Source organism: Patescibacteria group bacterium (assembly GCA_018896645.1).
GTDB lineage: Bacteria > Patescibacteriota > Patescibacteriia > UBA2591 > JABMQE01 > JAHIMF01.
Map to the genome: position 1 here is coordinate 1 of JAHIMF010000089.1, position 10,787 is coordinate 10,787.

The window sequence follows — 10,787 nt, forward strand, 5'->3', positions numbered from 1 at the left end:
AGCTATCGGTGATACTCTCTCTTTCACAATAACCTCCTTGTTTAAAGAACTGAAATCTCAACCCACTCTCCATAAAAAAGTTCAATACAACAATCAAGATCCTCAACCAAATCTGGCTCTCTATAATTACGATGCATTTCTAGGGCCTTGCTGGGTGACATCCATCTAGCCCCTTGGTGTTCGCTGGGGCTGGTCTTAACGCACTGTCTGGTCTCCGTGGGGATGTGAAATATGTAGTAAATGAAATCATATCGGCCTTCATATCTCACATAAATCTTCTGAAAAAGGTGACACGCGAGAGGACACACATCATACCCGGTTTCTTCTTGCAGCTCCCTGGCCATTGCTTGGGGGGGCGTCTCACCGGCCTCAATCTTGCCTGTGGGAATACCCCATGTGTTGCCTTGAGATTTATCAGCGCGCCTTAAGAGTAGAAGAATTTCACCTTCATTCTCTAGAAAACCGCCTACTGCTTCAAAACTCGGTTCAAAATCCTCGGGCAAGTCGGAAAATTCTAGATAAATCACTGGCAGACCTCCCATCGGTTTTTTATCGTGCTCCTGCTATGACTCACCAAACCATCTACAACCCAGCCTCCGGGCAATATCATCTAGGAGCCCCACTGCTCGCTTTAATTTTCGATCCTCTTCGACTGACTCTAAAAACCAAATCCTGTCCCAATAATATTGCAGGGTGACAATTCTAACAATCCTACCATACCTTACCAACCTGCGCCCCGTCACTAACAAGGTGGTAAGTACTCCTGTTCCAAACGCAATCGCTAAAAAGTACCACGGGCATCCCATAAGAGCCTCCTTGTTTAAAGAACCGCGGTTTTTATTGTTTCCCTACACCCACACTCAATATAATCTATTTTAGAAATAACTTCAACTAACAATTTTTTCATATTTTGGGCATTTTCTTTCATTGTTTCTAAAATCATCTCAATAGTCACAGCTTCACTTGCCTCCCGCCAACAGTCATAATCAGTAGCCATCGCAATGGCCGCATAGCAAATCCCGGCTTCCCGAGCCAACACCACCTCGGGCACAGTAGTCATATTGACAACATCAGCGCCCCACTGGCGAAATATATAACTTTCTGCTTTAGTAGAAAATCGCGGTCCCTCTATAGTAATTATTGTTCCCCATTTATGCGAACGAATGCCTAATTGTTGTGCGGTTTTATAAATCAGCTCTCGAAGTTTTGGGCAAAACGGCTCGGCCATTGGGATATGGCAAACCCGGCCTTCGTAAAAGGTCTGCTCCCGCTTAGTCGTCCTATCTATAAATTGATCTAAAATTACAAAATCTCCCGGCTTAATTTCTTCCTTCAAACTCCCGCAAGCAGTCGGCGCTAAAATATGGGTCACGCCCAGCTCTTTCATCGCCCAAATATTCGCCCGATAATTGACATCAGTTGGCTTGATTGTGTGCTCTCGCCCATGGCGTGGAATGATTACAACATCCACGAAGTGCCCTGAGCTTGCCGAAGGGTCACCAATCCTGCCAGTCACCACCACATCGCTTGTCCGCCCGTACGGCGTATTCACCTTCTCTTCTTTTTTATCCTGCAAAATATCTAAGTTTTCCAAACCTGAACCGCCGATGATGCCAATTTTTGGTTTTATCTTTGTGAACACAAAATTTTGTGTCCCCGCAACAATATCCTTATTTTTCAAATAATACTCTATCGTCTTCCGCGTGTAAGGTTCTAAATCTAATTTTAATGCCTCGGCTGGCTCAATCCAAGCATAACTTTCAGCCTCGCTATTTAAAATAATCGGCTGGGAAGAACTGGCTCGACAGTAGAAATCAAAAAAAATAAAATGTCTTTTTTTATAAAACTCTTTAGGAAAAATTGCCTCCAGATGTAATAAGAATTTAATAAAATCTAAATCCATGCCTGTCTCTTCTTTCACTTCCCTTGCAAGTGCCTGTTTCATACTCTCACCCAATTCAACATGCCCCCCTGGTATCATGTACTGATTATTCCACTTATGAGATTTCATCAAAAATAATTTTTCTCTTTCGTCAAAAATAAAGGCTCCAACGCATGGCTCTGGAAAAACCTGTTCACTTGTTTCTTTGCTTTCTTGTTTTTCCCCGCCCTGAACTTGTTGAAGGGTTGTTTTCTTGTCAATTTCCTCACTTTCATATTTTATTAAGTAGTGACATTGATAATTGACTAACTTTTCCGACCCATGTAAAAACGGCAAATCAACAAGCCAACTCACTCCCACAATCACCCCGCCCAACTGCTCCACCAACTCACATGTCGCTTTCATTGTCCCGCCGGTGGCTACCAAATCGTCAACAATAATAACTCGCTCGCCTGGTTTGATCGTGTCCTCGTGCATCTCAACAGTCCCCTCGCCATATTCCAAAGAATAATCTCTGGCTATAGTTTTATAAGGCAACTTCCCTTTCTTGCGTACAATAGAAACCCCGGCCCCGAGTTTATACGCCATGCTGGAAGCCAACAAAAATCCTCGGGCGTCAATACCCACGATTTTATCAACCCGCGTATATAAATACGGCTTGCACATCTCATCAACCACATATCTAAATGCCTCCCTATCCTCAAAAAGAGTTGTTACATCATAAAACAAAACTCCCGGTTTGGGCCAGTTCGGAATTTTGCGAATTTTTAAGTCTAGGTTCATGAATTTGATAATTAATAATTGATAATTAATAATTCAGTTTTTTATCTTAACGCTTTTGAATTTTTAAGTCAAGAAAAAAGCCCCGAGTTTATCTGCCCGAGGCTATGTTGAATTCTCCATGGAGGCGACGCCATGAGTCGAACATGGGATAGAGGAGTTGCAATCCTCCGCCTTAACCGCTTGGCCACGCCGCCAATTGATTGTAATTTCTATAAATATTTTATATCAAAAAACTAATCACGTCAAACCCAAATTATTAACCTTATTAACTTTTATTAACAATTGCATTAACCGTCAATCTGACTCTTCAAAAACGCCCCAACAAACTCCTCCAGCCCCCCGTCAAGCACAGACCCCACATCCTGCGTCTCAAACTCGGTCCGATGATCCTTCACCATTTTATACGGATGCAAAACATAAGACCGAATCTGATTGCCCCAGGCCGCTTCTTTAAACTCTCCCCGCAACTGCTGTTTTTCTTCTTCTTTTTCCGCTTGATAATATTGATAAATTTTGGATTTTAAAATTTTTAAAGCTGTCTCTTTATTTTGCGTTTGGCTCCGTTCATTTTGACAACTCACTGTAATTTTTGTCGGCAAATGCACAATCCGCACCGCCGAGTAAGTCGTGTTCACGCTCTGACCCCCATGGCCGCTGGCGCAAAAAGTGTCAATCCGCAAATCTTCATCCTTAATATCCACATCAATATCTTCCAGCTCCGGCAAAACCTCAACCATGGCAAAAGAAGTGTGCCTCATCTTCTCCGCGTCAAATGGCGAAATCCGCACTAGGCGGTGCACCCCGGCTTCACTTTTTAAAAATCCATAAGCATGTTTGCCAATTACTTCCACCACTGCGCTCTTGAGCCCGGCCTCACTGCCAGCTGACTTGTCTATAATACCTGTCTTAAATCCTTTGTTTTCACAATACCGCAAAAACATCCGCAGCAGCATCTCTGCCCAATCCTGCGCGTCATCTCCGCCAGCCCCGGCGTGAATCGCTAAAATCGCATTATTTTTATCATATTTGCCAGAAAGCAAAACATAAAATTCCAACTCGTCATACTTTTCCAAAAGCCGCTCATATTCTTTTTCCAAATCATTGAAAAAGTCGCCGTTTGTTTTTTTGTTTTCTTGTTTTTTTGTTTTCAGTGCTTCATTCACCAAACTCAACCCATCATCAACCTCCTTATGTAATTCCTCCCACTGTCCCACTTCCCCGTTCAAATCACTCAACTCCTGACTAACTTTCCGCGCTTTTTCCTGGTCTTTCCAAAAATTCGGCTGATTCACCCTTGTTTCTAGTTTCTTAATTTCTTGTTTCTTCGCCTCCAAATCCAAAAGCTTCTTGGTCGCCAAAATTTTATTTTTCAACTCCTCAAATTTTTCTATTAATTCCTGCATAATTTTAGGTTAGCATAAAAAAACACTTGATTCAAGCGAAAATAAAAAAGGCTAGGGAAAACATTCTCCCTATCTTTACCTTTCTTTCTACGCCTTACCGATAATCTCAATGAGTGCCTCTATATGGGCAGATGTTATCCCATCAGGAAAATGAGGCAAGGGTGTACCTACAATTTTTCTTGCCCTTTTAGCAAAAAACCAACTGTGACGCAAGGGCATTACTAGACCAATGAGAAAGCCCGCAGAAAGACCCTTATCGTAAGCTTCCTGGGCCTCTTCGCTCTGTTGGGCAAATCCGAACAGCTCAGCATACTTTTCAGGTATCATGTTAAACATCACCAACCTCCTTGTAGTAAGGTTTTGAGTTGATGGGATTCCTGCGAACAAAATTCTCCTTCTCGGACATTATACACTTTCCAAAATTCTTGTCAAGGACCTGCCCCTAAACGCCAATTATTAATTATCAGTTATCAATTAATCTCAAGCTAAATCAAAAATTCAAATCCCAAAATTTGACATTTGTAATTGGAATCTTAACCTCATTTTACTCTGTCTTCTGCTCGACCTGCTCTTTCGACCCTTCTCGCTTCTTACAGCAACCAAAAGTCTTCGCTACCGGCTTAATTATCAAAACCAAACAAATCACCACCAACCACCAAATACTCACTGTAAACACATCCCAGCCCCAAATAAGTTTTATTGCTTTAAAAACCACCAACCCAGCCGCAGCTGATCCCCACTTAATTAAAGCCACATCCCAAAAATTAAGTTTCTTTATTCTGTCATTAAAAAATTTTACCATCTTATTTCACCTCCTCTCTTTTTTCAATTTTTAACAGCCTGCATTCTATACTGTCTGTTCTTTCTTCTGTTCTCTTCGTACTTTTCTCAATTCCTTGAATCGCTCTAAAAGTATAACCGCTATAAAATACTTGACCAACAACTAACGCTAAAAAAACCTCTTCAACACTCGCAGAATGTATTACGCCGATAATTTTCAGAATTAAATAAATCGCAACACCAGCCATTATCAACAGCCCAACAATTCCCAAAATTTTATAAAAATCAAATTTCATAAATAAAACTATTCGTGATTCGTGCGATTAGTGTACTGATTCGTGAAAATTAGTGAATCTACTTCAACAAATTCTTAAATTCCCCGCCAGTCTTAAGCTCTTTCAGCTGATTCAAAATGCTTGAACCCTGGCCTGATTGACCTAAAAGTTCTTGGTACGGCCCAATCCAATTTTGCAGTAATGACGGTAAATAAATAATTGCTAAAATAACCGGGACCACAATCAATAAAAGCTTGACTATGCTCATAATCTGCAGAGTCAGAATAAACTTCTTAGTCTTCTTGCTCATTTTATAAATCGCCTTGTTGTACTCTAAATTTTCTTTTAATAGCTTCAAAAGTTCTTCCTGTTGATTTGGTTTTTCATCTGGCATAAGTTTTGTTTTTAGTTTATTAATTTATTGATTTATTAACTTTACCTGTGGTGAGTCGCATCGAACCATTAACTTTATTAACAATCAACTATCAACAATTAACTACGCTCTAATCTCGCATCTCCCAAAATAATGCGCAATCTCATGTCTTAGCCGCTCCAACTCCTCAATCGGATACGGTTCAACGGCCCTGTATTTATTATCTAACATTTCTTTTGTCTTGACAAGTGGCTGGAGCCTAAAATGCTTGACACCCCTAATATCACTAGCCAAGGCCTCAACATCCTCAATTGCCACCAAACCTGGCACCACAGTAGTCGCAATCGTATAATCAATGTTTGATTTTTTTAATAATGCGATGCTTTCTCTGATTTTACTTAAATCCTCATCTGTTATTTTAACACCGGTTACTGATTGATAATTATTGGTAATTTCAGCCAAAGGCTGACCAGACTCTGACTGGGATAATCGGGTTTTTACATCCATTGAAACATAATCAATTAATCTCTCATCAAATAATTTTTTCAATACCTGCGGATTAGTGCCATTTGTATAAAGCCCAACCAAAAATCCTAAATCTTTTATCTTCTTTATAAACTCCGGCAAATCCGTTTGAATCGTTGGTTCCCCGCCAGTAACCACCACCGCGTCCAGCTTTCCAACCCGAGAACGCAAAAAATCCAAAATTACTTCTTCGTTGTATCGTGTTTCGTGTTTCGTGTTTCGTGAATCAACAAGCTCCGGATTATAACAATACCTGCACCGAAAATTACAGCCCTGCGTAAAAACAATCGCTGATACTTTGCCGGGGTAATCTATTAAAGAAAATTTTTGAAAGCCGCCGAGGAGCATTTGTTGCTGTGAATTTATAAATTATGGATTACAGCTTTAATGTTGGACAGAATAAATAAAAAGTGTATAATGATGATAATCAACCAAATCGTACCTTTCACAATCAAATCTCAAAGAGAGGAGACGCAAAATGGAAAAGCCCTTTGCGGGTCTAAAGATTAAGTGGCCTGATATACCAGCTATATTGGAAGAGCTGGCAGAACGACAAAAACCAAAAATTGTCTATATCGCCCATCAGATTGCCGGGGATATTACGGGCAACCGAGATGCTATTTTAAAAATTTGTAAAGAAATCCATACCCGTGAAATTCTTCCCTGCGCTCCCTGCCTCCTGTTCTTAGAATATCTTGATGATAGCATACCAAAGGAAAGAGAGCTTGGTATGTTAGCCAATCGCAAATATTTCCAGCAAGGGATAATCAACGAGCTCTGGCTTTGCGGCCCCAGAATATCAGATGGTATGAAAGAAGAGATTGCGTTGGCCTTAAAACATCATATCCCAATCAAATGCCATAACCCGGCATTACAGCTGGATCTTGGCAGAATAATTGAAGAATGGAAAAAAACAAAATAGCGGATTACAACGTATCTCCTCTATCAACCCATTGAGCGCTCCACTCAATGGGTCTTTTTTATTCTCCAAAAACAGGAGCGCCCTCGCTTGCGAGCGGGGCTACTCCAAAAATCTATAAACTATCAACAATTATCATTTATTAACTTTATTAACACATATCCTTTATTTTCCTGGCCTGAGTTTGTCGAATGGCTTTATTTCTCAACTTCTTTATTTCTCCCCGTCGTCCGATATTCCTTGCGCTGTTCAAACTCACTCTGTTTCCCTTTATTCCACTGCTGAACCGGCCTAAGATACCCGGAAACTCGCGAATATACTTCAGCCTCCTGGCCACACTCCGGGCAATGAAAATGCTCGCCCACCAAATATCCATGTTCCGGACAAATACTAAAGGTTGGCGTGATTGTATAATAAGGCAAATGATAATTTTCTGCTATCTTTTTTGCCAAATTCTTGGTTGAATCAGCATCCGATAATTTTTCCCCAATATAACCATGAAACACTGTGCCGCCGGTATATTTCACCTGTAAATCATCCTGCAAATCCAAGGCCTCAAAAATATCATCTGTTGAATCAACCGGCAAATGCGTGGAATTGGTATAAAACGGGTCAGCATTTTTAGTACGTACCGCCTCTTCGTTAGCTACAATGATATCCGGGTATTTCTCTTTGTCTGTCTTAGCAAATCTGTATGATGTGCCTTCTGCTGGCGTTGATTCCAAATTATACAAATCATTGGTTTCGGTCTGATAATTTATTAGTTTCTCTCGCATAAAATCTAAAACTTCACTGGCAAAAGCATTGGCTTCAGAATTTGTTAAATCTTTGCCCATAAAATTAACCGTTGACTCGTTCATACCGTTCACCCCGATAGTATTAAAATGATTTTTCCAATAAGTTTCAAATCGCTTCTTGATTCCTTTTAAATAAACGCGGCAATAAGGATATAAGCCCTCATCAGTAAATTTGTCTAAAACTTTTCTTTTTACCTCCAAACTCTGCCTGGCCAGCCGCATCATCTTTTCTAATCTCTCGTAATATTCTTCTTTTGTCTTTGACAAATAACCAATGCGGGCCATATTAATCGTTACCACGCCAATGCTCCCTGTTAGGGGGTTGGCGCCGAAAAGCCCGCCGCCGCGTTTGCGCAATTCACGATTGTCAAGTCTTAGTCTGCAATTATGCGTTAAAATCCCTGTTGTTCCCACTGTAAATATCGGCTCGCCATTTTTAACTTCAAAACAATAGGCCGTGCTGTTAGTAATTGACTCAACCGCCTTAATTTTCACCCACAGCCTTTTATTCTTTTTGAACCACACTTTTCCATATTTTTTCCTGTTCAATTGGTAAATCAAAACCGCATAATTCGGTTCCTTCCCCAGCCTGCCTTTTCTCTCATCTTTATAAATACTGGTGGTGGTGCCTAGAGTCGCCGCCAGCATATTCAATGTTTCTATCATTTTGGGCGATGAAGTATAAATTCTATTCCGATTACCGCCATCCGTATCATAATGACCAGCTAATACTTTTTTCCTAAAATCAATACTCATGGTAAACAACCGCGCTCTGTAATGCTTCTCTCGCTTATTTTCAGCAACAAAATCCCTGCATAAGCCAACGGCTGCCCTAGAATGAATTTTTAAACTAACCAATTTACTCCCCTTGTAATTTTTAATTACAGTATGTGCTCCAAAATATTCTCGAGCAATCCCCTCTAATTTCCCAATTAATTCTTTTTTATAATGATTCTCTAAAGAAAAGATTACTGTACAATCGCCGTCAAAAGAACCGTCGCCCGCATAAGCTCCAACAAAATAACCCAAATCTTCATTACCGCTCTCGCCTTTGTATGCTTGCAGTGAATAAGGCAAATACATACCCCCCTGCAAATCCTTTCCTTTCAGTACTTTCTGCTTCCTCACTGAATCTTCCATCACAAAATTCAAATGTTCCTCCGAAATCTTTATTTCGTGGCCATTCTCCAAAGTCACTTTTATCATTTTTTGGTTTTTGAATCTACTAAACCTTCCCTTGATAAATTTCCCATCACTGTAAATCTCATATTCATTCTGTTTGCTGTTGCCCTCGTAAATATTTCTAATCAAGGAATATTCCACAACTCTGCCCCTTGACGACCTTACTAAAACCTTCTCATCGCCTGCCAAAGGGCACATACTTCTGGCGTCATCAGGATCCATATCACTGTTCACAAAATTAGAAAAATAAGGCGTTCCGTATTTGGCCGTCATCTCAAAAATCTTAGTTGTTACCTCGTTTTCCCAATCAAAATCTTTGGTGATGTTATAAGTCGGAATCGGAAAAGTGAACACTCGCCCGCTTGCGTCTCCCTCCATCATTACTTCGGCAAATACTTTATTAAACATGTCCATTTCTTTTTGAAAATCTTCATACTTTTCTTTCTGTATCTTGCCACCAATAATTACCGAGTCTTTGGCAATAGTTTTAGGAATTTTTAAATCAAGGGTTAAATTTGTAAAAGGAGTTTGAAAACCCACTCGCGTCGGCACATTCATATTAAATAAAAACTCCTGCATTGCCTGCTTAACCTGCTTGTGATCTAATTCATCATAACGAATAAAAGGAGCTAAATAAGTATCAAAATTGGAAAAAGCCACTGCTCCGGCAATCTCTCCTTGCAAAGTATAAAAAAAGTTGACTATCTGTCCCAAAGCGCTTCGCAGATGTTTCGCTGGTTTGCATTGTATTTTACCGCTCACTCCGCCAAAACCCCACAAAAGTAAATCTTTCAAATCCCAACCCGTGCAATAAGGCGCTAACATATATAAATCATGAATATGAAAATCCCCGCTATCATGCGCTTCCCGAGCTTCTGGCGAATAAATTTTATTAAGCCAATAATGTTTAGAGACTGCGCTGGCCACATGATTATTCAACCCCTGCAAAGAAAAGGTCATATTGGCGTTTTCCTTAACTCTCCAGTCCGTATTGTTCAAATATCCCTCCATAATCTTATCAGAATCTATAAACACTTGATAGTCTCGGATTTGTTTATGCTGCTCTCGATATAAAACATAAGCCCTGACAGTCTTGGTCAAATTCTCTTCAACTAAAGTTTCCTCTACTAAATCTTGCAGTTCTTCAACGGCTGGAATAGTACGTTCATGAAACTTCTTGTTTATCTTTTCGGTTACCCTTTCTGACAACTTCTCGGCCAGTTTCCTGTCTCCCGCTTCGGTTGCCTCCAAAGCCTTGAGAATAGCTCCGGTTATTTTTTCCTGAACAAAATCAACTACGTTGCCATTGCGTTTACAAATTTTAGAAACTTTATTTTTCTTGGTTGGTAAAATTTTCATATTATTTCCTCCTTTAAATTTATAAACTTATTATTTAAAAAGTAAAAAATAAGACATGCCTTCTTCTTAGATGTCTTATTATGCATGGGTCGTGGGTTTTTTGACAGGTAGAAAAAACAAAAATCCCCTTGCTACATTTTTGTCTTTGTCTTCCAAAAAGCTTGTAGGGGAAATTTTTATTTTTGGTTTTTTCAGCCAAGGGCCTGTCTGCCGACAAGGCGGGCTGATCTGCCTTTGGCACGATATTTTTTGATTGCCTCTTTAGTATAACAAAAATTTTAAAAAAAACCAACAAGGCCATGGGTGTGGATAACTCTTGAAAATTTATTAATTCCTAATTCACCCAATAAAATTCCTAATTCCTAAATTCAAAATTGGGAATTTGAATTTTCATTATAGGCACTGTCCCTATATTGGGGTGATAAATTAACTTAGGTGGATTGATTTATAGCTAAGATTACATTAAGATTAGTGAAACTATGGAGTTCAAGGTCTCAAAGTAGACCTTG

The 10,787-nt window shown here is 39.8% G+C and carries 11 protein-coding genes and 1 tRNA gene; 1 reads left to right on the plus strand and 11 read right to left on the minus strand.

Features of this window, described 5'->3' with window-relative positions:
* Positions 1-41: 41 nt before the first annotated feature.
* From KKD20_06745 to KKD20_06790, 10 genes are all read right to left on the minus strand, one after another.
* Entirely contained in the window at positions 42-542 is a 501-nt protein-coding gene (locus KKD20_06745; GenBank protein ID MBU4332773.1) for an NUDIX hydrolase, read from the minus strand.
* 21 nt (positions 543-563) lie between these two features.
* Entirely contained in the window at positions 564-806 is a 243-nt protein-coding gene (locus KKD20_06750; GenBank protein MBU4332774.1) for a hypothetical protein, read from the minus strand.
* Between the two features lie 14 nt (positions 807-820).
* The gene (gene mtnP, locus KKD20_06755) at positions 821-2,665 is read right to left on the minus strand and encodes an S-methyl-5'-thioadenosine phosphorylase (GenBank protein MBU4332775.1); all 1,845 of its coding nucleotides are present in this window, start codon (positions 2,663-2,665) and stop codon (positions 821-823) included.
* A gap of 119 nt (positions 2,666-2,784) precedes the next feature.
* Positions 2,785-2,859, minus strand: a tRNA-Cys gene (locus KKD20_06760).
* A gap of 93 nt (positions 2,860-2,952) precedes the next feature.
* Positions 2,953-4,068: a peptide chain release factor 2 gene (prfB, locus tag KKD20_06765; protein MBU4332776.1), complete on the minus strand. Its 1,116-nt coding sequence runs from the start codon at positions 4,066-4,068 to the stop codon at positions 2,953-2,955.
* An 87-nt stretch (positions 4,069-4,155) separates the two neighbouring features.
* A complete protein-coding gene (locus KKD20_06770) occupies positions 4,156-4,395 on the minus strand; it encodes a hypothetical protein (protein MBU4332777.1) in 240 nt (79 codons plus the stop codon).
* Positions 4,396-4,612: 217 nt separating this feature from the next.
* A complete protein-coding gene (locus tag KKD20_06775; protein MBU4332778.1) occupies positions 4,613-4,870 on the minus strand; it encodes a hypothetical protein in 258 nt (85 codons plus the stop codon).
* 1 nt (position 4,871) lies between these two features.
* Positions 4,872-5,144, minus strand: coding sequence for a hypothetical protein (locus tag KKD20_06780; protein MBU4332779.1), 273 nt, complete (start codon positions 5,142-5,144; stop codon positions 4,872-4,874).
* 58 nt (positions 5,145-5,202) lie between these two features.
* Positions 5,203-5,517, minus strand: a complete 315-nt coding sequence (locus KKD20_06785; protein ID MBU4332780.1) for a hypothetical protein — start codon at positions 5,515-5,517, stop codon at positions 5,203-5,205.
* Between the two features lie 102 nt (positions 5,518-5,619).
* Positions 5,620-6,369: an anaerobic ribonucleoside-triphosphate reductase activating protein gene (locus KKD20_06790; protein ID MBU4332781.1), complete on the minus strand. Its 750-nt coding sequence runs from the start codon at positions 6,367-6,369 to the stop codon at positions 5,620-5,622.
* Positions 6,370-6,499: 130 nt separating this feature from the next.
* Here KKD20_06790 and KKD20_06795 point away from each other — a divergent pair, with 130 nt between their 5' ends.
* Positions 6,500-6,943, plus strand: a complete 444-nt coding sequence (locus KKD20_06795) for a hypothetical protein (GenBank protein MBU4332782.1) — start codon at positions 6,500-6,502, stop codon at positions 6,941-6,943.
* A 194-nt stretch (positions 6,944-7,137) separates the two neighbouring features.
* Here the strand turns inward: KKD20_06795 and KKD20_06800 are convergent, their stop codons facing one another.
* Entirely contained in the window at positions 7,138-9,192 is a 2,055-nt protein-coding gene (locus KKD20_06800; protein MBU4332783.1) for a hypothetical protein, read from the minus strand.
* Positions 9,193-10,787 lie beyond the last annotated feature (1,595 nt).